A 15,414-nucleotide genomic window follows, 5' to 3' on the forward strand; every position below is an offset into this window, starting at 1 on the left:
TCATGGAATGGACAGACGACGGCATCGTTCTTAAGGCGCGCAAGCATGGCGAGACCGACGCCATCGTGACGCTTTTTACACGCAGCCACGGCCGCCATCTCGGAATCGTCCACGGTGGCGCCGGCCGCCGGCGGCGGGGGACCCACCAACCGGGCAACCTGGTCCGGGCGCGCTGGCGGGCGCGCCTGAGCGAACAACTGGGGTGGTGGAGTGCGGAGCTGGAGCGGAGTTTTGCATGCCTTTCCCTCGACGATCCCACCTCTCTCGCCGCCTTGAGCTCGGCCTGCGCAGTGGCCGAAACGGCGCTGCCGGAGCGCGCCCCCCACCCCAGGGCCTATGCCGGCCTGCTCGCCTTTCTCGAATCCCTTTCCACCGGCGAATGGCCCGCGGCTTATGTGCGCTGGGAAGTGCAATTGCTGGCCGAACTTGGCTATGGCCTTGATTTGAGCGCCTGTGCGGCGACGGGACAGGCGACGGACCTGCGGTACGTCTCGCCGAAATCCGGCCGCGCGGTTTCCGCCGCCGCCGGCGAAGCCTACGCCGAGCGGCTCCTTCCCTTGCCGGCGTTCCTGACCCAGGGCGGCTCCAGCCGGGATTTCGGGGCGATCCGGGATGGGCTCCTGCTCACCGGTCACTTCCTCGCCAGTCACGTCTTCACCGGGGGTGCCCACCCCGAACCTGCCGCCCGATCCCGATTTATTGCGTGCCTGGTAGAAAAAACCCCCACATCTGGTATAAATGGCGGCCATGCCGAAGGCCATTACCGTCCCTGACATTCGCGACGTTGGCTTCGCCGAAGCCCTCGGCGAACGCTATCTGGCCTACGCCCTCTCGACGATCATGTCGCGCTCGCTTCCCGATGTCCGGGATGGGCTCAAGCCCGTCCACCGGCGTCTTCTCTATGCGATGCGCGAGCTGCATCTCGACCCGGCATCCGGCTACAAGAAATGCGCTCGTGTCGTTGGCGACGTCATCGGTAAATATCACCCGCACGGCGACATTGCCGTATACGACGCCCTCGTGCGGCTTGCCCAGTCCTTCGCCGTTCGCTATCCGCTGATCGACGGGCAGGGGAATTTCGGAAACGTGGACGGCGATAACGCGGCCGCCATGCGCTATACCGAAGCGCGCCTGACGGCGGTGGCCGAGCTTCTTCTGGAAGGGATTGACGAGGACGCCGTCGATTTTCGCACTACCTATGACGGCGAGCTGGTCGAGCCCGTCGTCCTGCCTGCAAAATTTCCGAATCTTTTGGCGAACGGCGCTTCCGGTATCGCCGTCGGTATGGCGACGAGCATTCCGCCCCACAACGTCGATGAAATCGCCGCCGCCCTTTTGCATCTGATCCGCTTTCCGAAGGCAACGATTCCGAAACTGGTTGAGTTCTTGCCGGGGCCTGATTTTCCATCCGGCGGCATCCTCGTCGAAGAAACAGCCAGCATCCTGGACGCCTATCGCACGGGTCGCGGCAGCTTCCGTCTACGCGCGCGCTGGCATACCGAAGAGGGGGGGCGGGGCACCTATCGTCTCGTCGTGACCGAGATCCCCTACCAGGTGCCGAAGGCGCGCCTCGTCCAGAAAATCGCCGATCTCCTGCAGATGAAGAAACTTTCGTTGCTTGAGGATATCCGCGACGAATCGACCGAGGAGATCCGCCTCGTTTTTGAGCCGAAAAGCCGCAACGTGGACCCTGCCCTCTTGATGGAATCCCTTTTCCGGCAGACCGACCTAGAGGTTCGGATCTCTTTGAATCTCAACGTTCTCGACGCTTCCGGCGTGCCGCGTGTCATGAACTTAAGGGAAGCCCTGCAGGCCTTTCTCGATCACCGGCACGAGGTGCTGCTTCGGCAAAGCCGGTTCCGCCTCCAGAAGATCGAGGAGCGCCTCGAAATTCTGGAGGGCTACCGCGCCGTCTATCTCAACCTCGACAAGGTGATCCGCATTCTGCGCAGGGAGGAGGAGCCGAAAAAACCCCTGATGCAGGCGTTCAAGTTGACCGAGTTGCAGGTCGAGGCGATCCTGAACATGCGCTTGCGGGCTTTGCGTAAGCTCGAGGAAAAGCGAATCCAGGAAGAGTTCGACCGTTTGACGAAGGAAGGGGGAATCCTTCGCGGGCTTATCAAGGACAAGAACAAACGCTGGAAGGCAATCGCCGACGAAACGACGGAGGTTCGGAAACGGTTTTCTAAAAAAACGCCACTGGGCCGCCGGCGAACGACCTTCGGGTCGGCGCCCGAAGCGGTGGATCTTTCCTTTGAGACGATGGTCGAAAAGGAGACGATCACGGTCCTTTGCTCGGAGAAAGGGTGGATTCGGGCCGTCAAGGGAGACTCAACCGGCGAAAACGGCGTCAAGTACAAGGAAGGGGACGGCCCCAAATTCGAGGTACTCGCCGAGACAACGGACAAGCTGCTTTTTTTTGCTTCGAATGGGCGTTTCTATACGCTGGCGGGCGATCGCCTGCCAAGCGGCCGTGGCCACGGCGAGCCGGTGCGGCTGCTCGTCGATCTTGGGGGCGAGGACGAAATCATCGCCCTCTTCGTTCACAAGCCCGGCCGGAAGCTATTGGTAGCTTCCTCCGATGGGCACGGTTTCGTGACGAAGGAAGATGGTGTCGTGGCCCAGACACGGGCCGGCAAACAGGTGCTGAACCTGGCCGAAGGGGCGCGCGGGCATATGGTAGCGCCGGTCGAGGGCGATCACGTCGCCGTCGTCGGCGCGAACCGGAAATTGCTGATCTTTCCCTTGCGCGAACTTCCGGAGATGGGACGCGGCCGGGGGGTTATCCTCCAGCGCTATCGGGAGGGGAAGCTTTCGGACGCGAAGGCTTTTTCGCTGAAGGAGGGCCTTGGCTGGCGCAGCGGGGATCGTTCGCAGACCGTAGCCGGCCTCAAGAACTGGATCGGCAAGCGGGGCGGGGCCGGCCGCATCGTACCCAAGGGGTTCCCAAGATCGAACCGGTTCGGCTGAGAAAGACCTCGAGCGCGTTACTCAGCCGGCGTTTTCATTCCGCATCCGCAGATACCCGCCCTCCGCGTATGGGCTGTACGCCATGGCGGCGTCCCGGAAGGCAAGGAAGGAACGGTAGGTCCGGCCGGTGATGTCGTCGACCTTCTCAAGCTCGGCCAGCACCTCGTTCGACGCTTTCCAAAGGGCCTTCACGACATCGTCCGGGAAGTGCTTGATCTCGACCTTGTATTCCTTCTTCAGCGTTTTCATCGCCTCGGCGTTGCGCACGGCGTACTCGGCAAGCATCTCGTCGTTTTCCATCTGGCAGGCGGCGACGACGATGTCTTTCAGATGCTGCGGAAGCGTTTCGTATTTGTCCAGGTTGACCAGCAATTCAAGCGTCGTGCCGGCCTCGTGGAAGCCGGGTCCGTAGTAGTATTTCGCGATCTTTGGAAAACCGAAGGCAAGGTCGTTCCAGGGCCCGATCCATTCCGTCGCGTCGATGGCGCCGATCTGCAGCGCCGAGAACAGCTCGCTTCCGGAAATGTTGACGGCGGCGGCGCCGACACGGCGCAGAACTTCCGCGCCAAGCCCGGGCATCCGCATTTTCAGGCCTTTGAAGTCCGCGATCGAGCGGATTTCCCGGTTGAACCAGCCGCCCATCTGGGTGCCGGAATTGCCGGCGATGAAGCCTTTGACGCCGAACCCTGCGTAAAGCTCGTCCCAAAGTTCCTGACCGCCTCCGTAACGGATCCATCCGGTTTGCTCCGCCGCCGTCAGGCCGAACGGAACGGCGGAAAAAAAATTCGCCGCCTTCGATTTTCCTTGCCAGTAATAAGCGGCGGCGTGTGCGAGTTCCGCCACGCCCCTTGAAACCGCGTCGAAGCACTCGAAGGGAGGAACCAGTTCGCCGGCCGAGAACACCTTCACCTTCAACTCGCCTTCGCTCAGGCGGGTGATACGTTCCGCGCAGCGTTCGGCGCCGACGCCAAGACCTGGCATGTTCTTCGGCCAGGCGGTCACCATCTTCCATTCGTAGGTTTTTCGCTTGGCGACGGGGCCCGAGGAAGTTGCGGGCTTGGTCGCCGTCGAAGATACGCCGCTTGTCAGCGCATAGACGCCCGCCGCCCCGGTGGCGAGGCCGAGGCCGGCCCCGGTTAGAAAATCACGCCGTTTCACAGCTTGCTCCAGACTAAAGTTAGGAAGGGCATTATGATTCGAGTCTCTGCCAGCCGTTCTGGCTGAATCCTTCGAGCGGCTGAAAGCGGGCCTTGTACGCCATGTTCGGGCAACCGGCAATCCGATAGCCGAGGTAGACGTGCGGCAACCCCCTCGCGCGCGTTTGCTCGATCAGCCAGAGAATGAAAAGGGTGCCCAAGCTGCGCTTCGATTCCTGCGGGTCGAAAAAACTGTAAACGGCGGAAGGCCCATCCTGGAGCCAGTCGATGAGTCCGGCAAGCACGAGCGTCCTGTCCGGTTTCCGGAACTCGATCAGCCGGGTTTCCGGCAGGCAATCCTCGACGATCGTGCGGTAGTCGGAAAAGACCATCGCCGCCATATCGCCGTCGGGGTGCCGGGCCGTTTGGTAATCGCGGAACAACCGGAACTGTTCAACCGTCGCCTTCGCCGGACATTTCCTGGCATCAAGATCGGCATTGGCGTTCTGGATGCGGCAAAAAGTGCGGCTTGGAACGAATTCCTTGGCGAGGACGCGGACGGAAACGCAAGCCGAACAACCCTGGCAATCCGGCCGATAGGCAAATCGTCCCGTGCGACGAAACCCGGCCAGCGAGAGTTGGTCATAGCGTTCGCTGGCGTTCGGATTTCCAAGGTCAACGGCGACGCGGCTTTCGATGCGATCGGCGAGATAGGGACAGGGCAAGAGGGGCGTCCGGAAAACATACGTCTTTTTCCACGGAGCCCTGGATTCAGATTCGGAAACGTGCGCGTTTCTGCCCATCGGTACACATGAATGACTTTCTTTTAGCAGTACCGCGATTGCAAGGGCAGGACAAGCGAAAGGCCGCCTAGCGGCCGAATTCGCGAGTTAACTCTTCGCGGTTGCCGTCCAGCTCGGGTGCCTTCTTCCGTGTTTTGCCGTCCGGGAAGGCGGAAAACTTGATCGGGTTGCCGGCGGCCTGCAGGCACCCCGTCTTCGGGTTTTGGATTTCGATTACCATGTTGCGCGCCAGCACCTGGGGGTCCCGCAGCACGTCCGCGACCGTGTGGATGGGGCTTGAAGGCACGCCCGCCTGCTCGAGGAGAATAAGCCAGGCATCTTTCGGGCGGGCGGCGAGGACCGCCTCGATCTCGCCCGTCAGCGTCTCGACGTTTTCGACCCGCAGGGCGTTGTCCTTGAAACGGGAATCCTCGAAAAGGTCCGGCCGCTCAAGCGCCCGGCAAAGCCGGCCGTAGGTTTCCTGGTTGGCGCAGGCGATGATGAGGTAGTCGTCCGCCGCCTTGAAGGCTGCGAAAGGCGCAATCGAAGGGTGACGCGCCCCGAGCGGTCCCGGCACCTCCTTCGTCACGACGTACCGCCCGATCGCGTTTTCCAGAATCGCCACCTGGCTGTCCAGCATGGCGACGTCCACCTTTATTCCTTCGCCGGTGCGCTCCCGGTGGAAAAGGGCAGCGTTGACGCCGATCGCCGTGAAAAGACCGGCGGTGATGTCGCCGATCGAGCTGCCCACCCGCGTCGGCGGTCCGCCGGGATGGCCGGTGAGGCTCATGACGCCGCCCATCGCCTGGGCGACCATGTCGTAGGCCGGGCGGTGGGCGTAAGGTCCGCTGTGGCCGAAACCGCTCGTCGCCGCATAGATCAGCCTGGGGAAGCGGGCGTGCAGTACGTCCCACCCCAACCCAAGTTTTTCCATCGTGCCGGCCCGGTAGTTCTCGGCCAACACGTCGGCACCTTCCGCCAGGTCGAGGAACGTCGCCTTGTCATCGGCGCGCTTCAAATCGAGAAGGATGCTTTCCTTGCCGCGGTTCAACGAGGCGAAATAGACGGAGTCTCCGTTCCGGAAGGGGCCGAACCGGCGGGCGTCGTCGCCGCCGTTCGGTGGCTCGACCTTGATGACCCTGGCGCCCAGCTCGGCCAGCACCATCGTGCAATAGGGGCCGGCTAGCACGCGGGTGAGGTCAAGGACGGTGATGCCGGTAAGCGGCCCCAGAACTGTCATCGCCTTTTTTTCCTCCCGGGGTCGGTGCGGACGCGCTTACCGGCCCCTCAGCAGACGCGCGGCTTCCATGGCGGCATAGGAAAGGATCGCGTCGGCGCCGGCGCGCTTGAAGGCGAGCAGGCTTTCAAGCAGGACCCGCTCCCAATCCAGCCAGCCCGCCTCGGCCGCCGCCTTCAGCATCGCGTATTCGCCGCTGACCTGGTAGGCGAGGGTCGGCACCCCGAAGATATCCTTCGCGCGCCGGATGACGTCGAGATAGGGAAGGCCCGGCTTCACCAGGATCATGTCGGCGCCTTCGGCGAGGTCGAGGGCGATTTCGCGCAGCGCCTCGTCGCCGTTGGCGGGGTCCATCTGGTAGCCGCTCTTGTCGGTGCCCTTCAGATTTGCCGCCGAACCAATAGCGTCCCGGAAGGGCCCATAGAAGGCGGACGCGAATTTTGCGGCGTAGGCCAGAATAAGGACGGATTGAAACCCTTTTCCGTCGAGGGCGTCCCGGACGGCGCCGATGCGTCCGTCCATCATGTCGGAAGGGGCTATAACGTCGCAGCCGGCCTCGGCCTGCACGATCGCCTGCCGGCAAAGCACTTCGATCGTCGCGTCGTTGTCAACCGCGCCGTCGCGTAACACGCCGTCGTGGCCATGGCTCGTGAAGGGGTCGAGGGCGACATCGCAAACGACGCCAAGATCGAGTTTTTCTTTCTTCACGGCGCGAATTGCCCGGCAGATGAGATTCTCCGGGTTCGTCGATTCCTCACCCTCCGGCGTTTTCCGTTGTGGGTCGATTGCCGGAAAAATGGCGATGGCCGGCAGCCCAAGTTCAGCGGCTTCTTTTGCCGCCTCCACCAGAAGGTCAACCGTCAAGCGCGCCACGCCGGGCATGGACGGCACTGCCGTTCGCGTCCCTTTTCCTTCCTGCACGAAGACTGGCCAAACGAGATCGTCCACCCCAAGGCGGTGCTCGCCGACCAGCCGGCGCACCCAACCAGCCTGCCGGGTCCGGCGCAATCGCACCCGGGGAAAGCCCGCCGCCGTTTGTGGAAAATGCCGTTTCAAGCGCCCGAATCCTCTTTGCCTACCGACCCGCCGGCGAGTGATCTTGTAGCAAACTCGCAGATATATCACAGAGTTGGTATAATAAAGGTCGGATGATAGAAACAAGCCGAACGCCTCTGCAACCGGATTCCCTTCCGACGTAAGGCCGCCGGAGAACGCCCATGCCGCTACGCGCAAGGACGAAAGCGAAGAAGCGCACGACACCGGCTTCCGATGCCGCGGCCGCCGATGGGTTGATTCGGCCCTACAAGTCGCGCCATCTGGTCCGCTTCGTTACCGCAACCAGCCTTTTCGATGGCCACGACGCGGCGATCAACGTGATGCGCCGTATTTTGCAGGCCTCCGGCGTCGAGGTGATCCATCTCGGCCACAACCGCGGGGTGGACGAAATCGTGACCGCCGCCCTGCAAGAAGATGCGCACGCCATCGCCGTAAGCTCGTACCAGGGCGGGCACATGGAATTCTTCAAATACATGCTCGACCTATTGAGAAAGCGGGGCGGCGAACACGTCAAGGTGTTTGGCGGCGGGGGCGGCGTCATCGTCGCGGACGAGATTGACGAACTCGTGGAGTACGGCGTTGCCGCCATCTATTCGCCGGAGGACGGGCGGAGCCTCGGCCTTCAGGGCATCATCAACGACATGATTGAGAAGGCGGACGTGGATTTGAGCGCCAATCTTCCGACCGGCCTCGACGGCGTGCGGGAAGGAAATTGGCTGGACCTGGCGCGCACCCTGACCGGCATCGAAAGCGGGGCGTTGAGAAAAGGCCTGCAGAAAGAACTCCGCACGCTGGCGGCGAAGCACGCGGAAACGCCGGTTCTCGGCGTCACCGGGACCGGCGGCGCAGGGAAATCCTCGCTCGTGGATGAAATCATCCGCCGGTTCCGGCTGGACAACCCGGGTAAGGCCATCGCCGTTCTTGCCATTGATCCCTCGAAACGGAAAACCGGTGGCGCGCTTCTCGGGGACCGCATTCGCATGAACGCGATCACCGAAGGCGACGTTTACATGCGTTCGCTCGCCACGCGAGCCTCGACCGCCGAAATTCCGGAGGGCCTCGACGACATGATCGCGGCGTGCAAGGTGGCCGGCTTCGATCTCGTGATCGTCGAAACTTCCGGTATCGGCCAGGGGAACGCGGCAATCGTCGATCACGCCGACGCCTCCCTTTACGTCATGACGCCGGAATTCGGCGCCGCCAGCCAGCTTGAAAAGATCGACATGCTGGATCTTGCAGATGTCGTCGCCATCAACAAGTTTGACCGCAAAGGGGCGAAGGATGCGCTGCGGGACGTGCGCAAGCAGGTCCAGCGCGCCCGCCAGGCCTTCACGGCAGCCCCGGAGGAAATGCCCGTTTACGGAACGATCGCCTCGAAGTTCAACGACGAAGGGGTCACCGCCCTTTACGAAGGCTGCCTCGATCTCTTCAACGCCCGTGGGCTCGGCATATGGGAAACCCATTTTCCCCGGATGGCGGAGAAGACCACCCAGCCCCGCACGGTCATCGTGCCGCCGGCCCGCCAGCATTACCTTTCGGAAATTATCGAGGCCGTCCGCGGCTACCACACGAAAATGGCGACCGAGGCAATCCTTGTCCGCGAGCTGCAGCAGCTGCGGGCGGCGAGGCGGCTGCTCGGCGAAGCCGGGCAAAATCCGGCGCCGCTCGATCCCCTTATTGCCGAACGCGAAGAGGTACTCACGCCGGAATTCCGTACGCTCCTTGAGGAGTGGCCAGAAGTGAAGGCAGCCTATGAGAAGGAAGAATTTGTGGAGAAGGTCCGTGACCGTGAAATCCGGACCCCCCTTCATACGTTCTCGCTTTCCGGCTCGAAGATTCCGCGCGTGTCGCTGCCCCGCTTCGAGGACCATGGCGAATTGCTCCGCTGGCTGGGCAAGGAGAACCTTCCCGGCCGCTTCCCCTATACGGCCGGTGTCTTTGCGATGAAGCGCATGGATGAAGACCCGACGCGCATGTTTGCCGGCGAGGGCGATCCTTCCCGCACGAACGCGCGGTTCAGGTTCCTCTCGAAGGATTCCGCCGCCAAGCGTCTTTCGACGGCGTTCGATTCGGTCACCCTTTACGGGGCCGACCCGGACGAGCGCCCGGACATATACGGCAAGATCGGAAATTCCGGCGTTTCGATCGCCACGCTCGACGACATGAAGGCGCTCTATGACGGCTTCGATCTATGCGACCCGAAGACGTCCGTCTCGATGACGATCAATGGCCCGGCGCCCGCCATCCTCGCCATGTTCCTCAACACGGCCATTGACCAGCGGCTGGAAGCCTTCCGGCAACGCGCGGGGCGCGCGCCCTCGGAGCAAGAAGCGGCGAAGATACGCACCGAAGCGCTTTCCGTCGTCCGCGGCACCGTGCAGGCCGACATCCTGAAAGAGGATCAGGGTCAGAACACCTGCATCTTCTCGACGGAATTTGCCCTGAAGATGATGGCGGACACCCAGGAATACTTCATCCGCCACAACGTTCGGAATTTCTATTCCGTCTCGATCTCCGGCTATCATATCGCGGAGGCCGGCGCCAACCCGATCACCCAGCTTGCCTTCACCCTTGCGAACGGCTTCACCTTTGTCGAGGCTTACCTGGCGAGGGGCATGTCCATCGACGATTTTGCGCCGAATCTTTCCTTCTTCTTTTCGAACGGAATGGATCCGGAATATTCCGTCCTCGGGCGCGTCGCCCGGCGCATTTGGGCGATGGCCATCAGGTACAAATATGGCGGCAACGAACGCAGCCAGAAGCTGAAATACCACGTCCAGACGTCCGGTCGCTCCCTGCATGCAAAGGAGATGACGTTCAACGACATTCGGACGACCCTGCAGGCCCTGATCGCGATCTACGACAACTGCAACAGCCTGCACACGAACGCCTACGACGAAGCGTTCACGACGCCGACGGCGGAATCCGTCCGCCGGGCGATGGCGATTCAGATGATCATCAACCGGGAATGGGGCTGCGCCAAGAACGAGAACCCGAACCAGGGCTCCTTCTTCTTCGAGGAGCTGACGGATCTTGTCGAGGAAGCCGTGTTGGGGGAGTTCGAGCGGCTTTCCGAGCGGGGCGGCGTGCTGGGGGCGATGGAGACCGGGTACCAGCGGGGCAAGATCCAGGACGAATCCCTGCTGTACGAGACCCGCAAGCACGACGGAAGCCTGCCCGTCGTCGGGGTGAACACCTTCCTTAACCGGGAAGCGGTGGGCGCTTTGCCGACGCCGGACCTACAGCGTTCGACCGAGGATGAAAAGCAAAACCAAATTCGCCGCCTTCGCGAATTCCAGACGCGTCACGGCAAGGAAGCGCAAGCCTCTCTCGCCCGCCTCAAGGAAACGGCGATGCAGGATGGAAACGTTTTTGCAGTCTTGATGGCGGCGGTTCGTTGTTGCTCGCTCGGGCAGATCAGCCAGGCGCTGTTCGAGGTTGGCGGTCGATATCGCAGAAATATGTAAGAACATCAGTCGATTACAGATAAATTTTTCTTAAACCCATAAACACAAATTTAACCTTTCTGCGGCAGGGTAGCAGCGGGGCCGCCTCAACCGTGCGGCGAAGCCTAATGAAACGGAAGGGGAAGTTGTGCAGTCGGAATATCTGAATATTTTTTCGATGATCGAGCGGCTTCACCGGCGATTCCTGGACGTCGTGAAGAACGAGTTGGACCGCATCGGAATCACGGACATCAACAACGTCCAGAGCCTGATCCTTTTCAACGTTTCCGAAGAAGAGATGACCGTGGGCGAACTCACGATCCGCGGTTTTTATCTGGGGTCGAATGTCTCTTACAACCTGAAGAAGATGGTTGAGAACGGCTACCTCGTCCAAGAACGTTCCGCCCACGACCGGCGATCCGTACGCGTGCGTTGCTCGGAAAAAGGGCTCAAGCTTTGTCACACCTTGCAGGGCGTCTTCGACAATCACATTGCCGCGCTTGGCAAAGGTTATCTCACGACGGAAGATCTGGCGGCGGCGAACAAGACCCTGAAGCGGCTCGAACGGTTCTGGACCGACGCGCTTCGCTTCACCGCCGATGTCACTCTTGAGGCAGCCTCCTGACACGCCGCTTGCCGGCCTTACCGAAGAAGCTCACGTCACGAACCAGTCCATCAGCGGGTCGATTTCCGGATAAGGGAAACTGTGCGGCGCGTCGGCGAGCTCCCGATAGGTGATGCCCTTCGTGCGGGCTCGCAATTTTTCGACCGTCTCTCGCGCCGGGCCGATCGGGAAGATCGGGTCTGCCGTTCCGTGAACGATATAAAGGGGAATTCTCGGCATCGCCTCCATGTCGAAGGGCTTGGTGCCAGCGAGAAGGGCCAGCTTTCGAAATGGAACGCGTTTGCGGCAACCGAGAAGGGTGGCCGCGATGGCGCCGTCCGAAAGCCCGGCAAGCAAGGTTTCTTCTTTCGGGAGACCATAGTTCTCGCCCAGCTTTTCGATCATCAATTCGACCGGCTCGAAATCCTCCGCCGCCCACGTGGCGCCGTGGGAAGAGGGCGCATAGACGGCAAGCCTTCGGCGCGCCGCCGCAAAGACCCACTTCCAGATGAAGTTGCGCCCCTTCATGAAGGCGCCGTGCAACACGACCAGCATCGCCTGCCGTGGCTTTGGCTTATCCGGCGGAAGGTAGAAGGCCTCGTCGCCTTCCTCGAAGATCTCGCCTTTGTACTCGCGCGCGAAGATTGTTTTTTTCAACAACACGTTTGCCGCGTCCACTTGCAGTTTTAGCCGCACCACGTCCTCGAAACCGCGGATGGCGTATTGGCTGAAAACGGTCATCGCCTCCTGAAGCTCGACGAAAACGCGAACCAGGTCGGCGTCCAGCAGACTATCGGCGTGTTTTTCCAGGATGCGGAGCGTCGGCACCCACTTCTCGTGTGCCTCGATCTGGAGGGCGGCCATCTTTTTTGGGTTGTGAAAGGCGAGGCGGAACAGAAAATCGTCGATATCCTGCGCGAGTTGGCCCAGCCCTTCGGCGTTTTTTGTCACCCGAAACCTCGATGCGATGCGTGGCTGAACGGTGGCGGTTAGCATAGATAGCTCATCGCCGATTGCAATTTTGTTTTTATTGGTTGGCAGTCGCTATAGGCCGCTACAATGAGACCGCTCAAGGGGAAGGTGTTGTCCGGAACCCCGATATGGTAGAAGGCCGATTGATGGTGAAAGACCCCGGTTCCGGTGATCGCGAGGTCCTGATCGAAATCCAGCGCGTCGGCAACTCGGTCAGGGTGACGGCCATGGATACGGCAACGCTGGTGGAAGTCACGATCGTCGGATCGCCCCGCGAGACGGAAGCGCGGCTTAAGCAGATGGCGGTGCAGAAGTTGCGTTACGTGCTTGGAAAACGTGGGCACAGCACCGACTGAAGCGAGGGAAGGCAAGCAGAAGGCAGGCAAAATGGCGGCTCGCGCGATCCAAAAAGTCCGGGTTTTTCTTCTTTTCACTTTTTTCTTCGTTCTTTGGACCACCTTTCCCGCGCTTGCCCAGGCACCCGGCAGTCTTGACGCCAGGATCGACGCCATCCTGTCGCCGCTGGCCGACACCGTTTCCAGTGCGATTTTTTACGCCATTCCCGTCGGCGAGGCGCAGGTCCGCCTCATCGTCGTTTGGTTGATTGTCGTGGCGGTCAGCTTCACCCTCTACCTCCGCTTCATCAATCTTTGGGGGTTTCGCCATGCCGTCGACATCATGCTGGGGAAGTATTCGGACGCTTCGCAACCCGGCGAAGTTTCCCACTTCCGGGCGCTCTCGGCCGCCCTCTCTGGCACCGTCGGCCTTGGCAACATCGCGGGCGTTGCGGTTGCGATCGCCGTGGGCGGGCCGGGGGCTACGCTCTGGATGATCGTCGCCGGCTTCTTCGGCATGGCCTCGAAATTCGCGGAATGCACGCTTGGCGTGAAATACCGCGTCCTGCACGCCGACGGCACCGTGTCGGGCGGGCCGATGTATTACCTGTCGCGGGGGTTGGCCGAGATCGGTCTCCCCAGGCTCGGGCGCGGCCTTGCGGTCTGTTTCGCGATGGCCTGCGTCGGCGGCGCCATTGGCGCCGGGAACATGTTCCAGGCCAACCAGGCATACCAGCAGTTCGTCATCGTAACCGGCGGCGAAGCCAGCCTTTTCCATGACCAAGGCTGGCTGTTTGGTCTAATCCTTGCCGTCGTCGTCGGCCTTGTCATCATCGGCGGAATCAAAAGCATCGCCCAAGTGACGGCGCGAATCGTGCCTTTCATGGGGATCACCTACCTGCTGGCCGGGTTTGTCATCGTGGCCACGCACGCCGAGCGCATCCCGGCGGCGATCCTCACCATCGTCGAAGGCGCCTTTACGCCGGCGGCGGGTTTTGGCGGGCTGATCGGTGTCCTTATGATGGGCTTCCAGCGGGCGACCTTCTCGAACGAGGCCGGCATCGGCTCCGCCCCCATCGCTTACGCTTCCATACGCACGTCCGAACCCGTTTCGGCGGGCTTCCTGTCGTTGCTCGAACCCTTTATCGACACCATTATCATCTGCACGATGACGGCTTTCGTGATCGTGCTTTCGGGCGTCTATCTCGAGAAGGAAATTTACCTGGACGGCAACGCGCTGGGCGGCGTCTTGATGACATCGGCCGCCTTTGCGCAAACCATCGACTGGTTTCCGTATGTACTGGCGCTTGTCGTGACGCTCTTTGCCGTTTCGACAATCATCACGTGGTCCTATTACGGCTTGAAATGCTGGACCTATCTTTTCGGCGAGACGCGCAGGGTGGATCAGGCCTTCAAGGTGCTTTTCCTCGCGTTCACGGTGATGGGATCGGCGATGTCGCTGCGATCCATCATCGATTTTTCGGACGCCATGATTTTTGCGATGGCGTTCCCGAACGCGATCGGTCTTTACCTGCTTTCCGGGAAGCTGCGGGCGGATTTGCAGTCGTATTGGAAACGGGTCAAGGCGGGCGAAATCGCCCCTCGCAAATAGCTTTCGGGCGGACCTACTTGCGGGGCTTGCGCCCGCGCCTTGCCATTCCTTTACGGCCCAGGCCGATCTTCTTGGCGAAGTCGGAGCGCTGGATGGCATAGTTCGGCGCCACCATCGGGTAGTCTGCCGCGAGGCCCCACTTTGCGCGGTATTGCTCCGGCATCATGCCGTAGGCTGTGCGCAGATGCCGTTTCAGCATCTTCAGTTTCTTGCCGTCCTCCAGACAAATGATGTAATCCGGCGTCACCGATTTGCGGATCGGCACGAAGGGACGGGGCGGGGCGGTGTCCCGCGCGCTGGCGGCGCCAAGCGAATCGAGCGACCGGTATACCGTCTGGATGAGTTCGGGAATTTGCCCGGCGCTGAGGTTATTGAAGCCGACATAGGCCGCGACGATCTCCGTCGCCATGCGCAGCAACTCTGTCCTTGGCGCTTTCTCGGCGGAGGTGCCGGCGACCGTCTTTCCGAAGGTGTTTTCCAGAATCTGTTTCAAGCCGTCTCGTCACCCGCTTTGTTAGATATAAGGATGTATAGTATGGTAAATGTTACAATATAATAAAGTAAATAAATAGCTAAACCCTTAAAACAATGAAAAAATTATACGATTTTCGATCATTCCCCTTGGCGCGTCCCTCTTTTCTCTCGCAGAAACCTATTTGTTAGATTTTATTGATTCGTCCTCGAATTGACTTTAGGGGAAAGCCGTCGTTTTCTGCCAATGACAGGGGCGGCGGGCTGGTATGGGCACACGACATATGGTAGTTTTTCGTCCTTTCCACTCAAGTGCTGCCCGTTTCCGGCGATGCCCGTAAAGCCGATAGCGATCGCTTCCGATCACGCAGGGTTTGAACTGAAGGCGGTTCTGCGTGAGGAAATCAGGAAGATGGGATACGGCGTTCTGGATTTAGGTACGGACAGCGCCGATTCGGTGGATTATCCGGATTTCGCCGATGCGCTTGCAAAAGCGATTGGCAAGGGAGACGCGGATCGAGGGGTGCTTATCTGCGGGAGCGGATTGGGTATCAGCATGGCGGCGAACCGTTACCCGGAAGTGCGCGCCGCGCCTTGCGCCGGGGCGGAGTGGGCGCGTCTTGCGCGGAAGCATAACGATGCCAACGTGCTGGCGCTGGGGGCGCGGCTGATCGGGGCCGATACCGCCAAGGCGTGCCTGAAGGCGTTTCTGGAGACCCCTTTCGAGGGTGGTCGTCACGAACGGCGCGTTCAAAAGCTATCCAAGCGATCGTCATAAGAGACACAGACAAAG

Annotated in this window: 13 protein-coding genes; 7 read left to right on the forward strand and 6 right to left on the reverse strand. The window is 61.0% G+C overall.

Annotation, left to right across the window (positions count from 1 at the left end; genetic code table 11):
- Positions 1-2: 2 nt before the first annotated feature.
- Positions 3-773: a DNA repair protein RecO gene (gene recO / locus AB1781_00840; protein MEW5703125.1), complete on the forward strand. Its 771-nt coding sequence runs from the start codon at positions 3-5 to the stop codon at positions 771-773.
- Complete coding sequence (gene parC / locus AB1781_00845) at positions 748-2,970, forward strand: DNA topoisomerase IV subunit A (protein ID MEW5703126.1); 2,223 nt, start codon at positions 748-750, stop codon at positions 2,968-2,970. Before recO ends, parC begins: the two co-directional genes overlap by 26 nt.
- Positions 2,971-2,991: 21 nt before the next feature.
- Here parC and AB1781_00850 read toward each other — a convergent pair whose 3' ends face one another.
- The 4 genes from AB1781_00850 to hemB all read right to left on the reverse strand — a co-directional run bounded on the left by AB1781_00850 (position 2,992) and on the right by hemB (position 7,181).
- Positions 2,992-4,128, reverse strand: coding sequence for a TRAP transporter substrate-binding protein (locus AB1781_00850; GenBank protein ID MEW5703127.1), 1,137 nt, complete (start codon positions 4,126-4,128; stop codon positions 2,992-2,994).
- 31 nt (positions 4,129-4,159) lie between these two features.
- Complete coding sequence (locus AB1781_00855) at positions 4,160-4,909, reverse strand: arginyltransferase (GenBank protein MEW5703128.1); 750 nt, start codon at positions 4,907-4,909, stop codon at positions 4,160-4,162.
- A gap of 67 nt (positions 4,910-4,976) precedes the next feature.
- Positions 4,977-6,128, reverse strand: a complete 1,152-nt coding sequence (locus AB1781_00860) for a CoA transferase (protein MEW5703129.1) — start codon at positions 6,126-6,128, stop codon at positions 4,977-4,979.
- A gap of 36 nt (positions 6,129-6,164) precedes the next feature.
- A complete protein-coding gene (gene hemB, locus AB1781_00865; GenBank protein MEW5703130.1) occupies positions 6,165-7,181 on the reverse strand; it encodes a porphobilinogen synthase in 1,017 nt (338 codons plus the stop codon).
- A 161-nt stretch (positions 7,182-7,342) separates the two neighbouring features.
- On the opposite strand from hemB, the gene icmF reads away from it, so the two are divergent.
- Both icmF and AB1781_00875 read left to right on the forward strand, forming a co-directional pair.
- On the forward strand, positions 7,343-10,648 hold the full coding sequence (gene icmF / locus AB1781_00870) for a fused isobutyryl-CoA mutase/GTPase IcmF (protein ID MEW5703131.1): 3,306 nt from the start codon (positions 7,343-7,345) through the stop codon (positions 10,646-10,648).
- A 157-nt stretch (positions 10,649-10,805) separates the two neighbouring features.
- Entirely contained in the window at positions 10,806-11,252 is a 447-nt protein-coding gene (locus AB1781_00875) for a winged helix DNA-binding protein (protein MEW5703132.1), read from the forward strand.
- 30 nt (positions 11,253-11,282) lie between these two features.
- Here AB1781_00875 and AB1781_00880 read toward each other — a convergent pair whose 3' ends face one another.
- Positions 11,283-12,182: a hypothetical protein gene (locus AB1781_00880; protein ID MEW5703133.1), complete on the reverse strand. Its 900-nt coding sequence runs from the start codon at positions 12,180-12,182 to the stop codon at positions 11,283-11,285.
- A gap of 167 nt (positions 12,183-12,349) precedes the next feature.
- Here AB1781_00880 and AB1781_00885 point away from each other — a divergent pair, with 167 nt between their 5' ends.
- Positions 12,350-12,559 (forward strand): hypothetical protein, encoded by a 210-nt coding sequence (locus AB1781_00885; GenBank protein ID MEW5703134.1) that lies wholly within the window; start codon positions 12,350-12,352, stop codon positions 12,557-12,559.
- Between the two features lie 31 nt (positions 12,560-12,590).
- The gene (locus AB1781_00890) at positions 12,591-14,150 is read left to right on the forward strand and encodes an alanine/glycine:cation symporter family protein (protein ID MEW5703135.1); all 1,560 of its coding nucleotides are present in this window, start codon (positions 12,591-12,593) and stop codon (positions 14,148-14,150) included.
- Positions 14,151-14,163: 13 nt separating this feature from the next.
- Here the strand turns inward: AB1781_00890 and AB1781_00895 are convergent, their stop codons facing one another.
- Positions 14,164-14,559, reverse strand: a complete 396-nt coding sequence (locus AB1781_00895) for a MucR family transcriptional regulator (GenBank protein ID MEW5703136.1) — start codon at positions 14,557-14,559, stop codon at positions 14,164-14,166.
- Positions 14,560-14,952: 393 nt separating this feature from the next.
- Here AB1781_00895 and rpiB point away from each other — a divergent pair, with 393 nt between their 5' ends.
- The gene (gene rpiB / locus AB1781_00900) at positions 14,953-15,399 is read left to right on the forward strand and encodes a ribose 5-phosphate isomerase B (protein MEW5703137.1); all 447 of its coding nucleotides are present in this window, start codon (positions 14,953-14,955) and stop codon (positions 15,397-15,399) included.
- Positions 15,400-15,414 lie beyond the last annotated feature (15 nt).

It is taken from the genome of Pseudomonadota bacterium, assembly GCA_040752895.1.
GTDB lineage: Bacteria > Pseudomonadota > Alphaproteobacteria.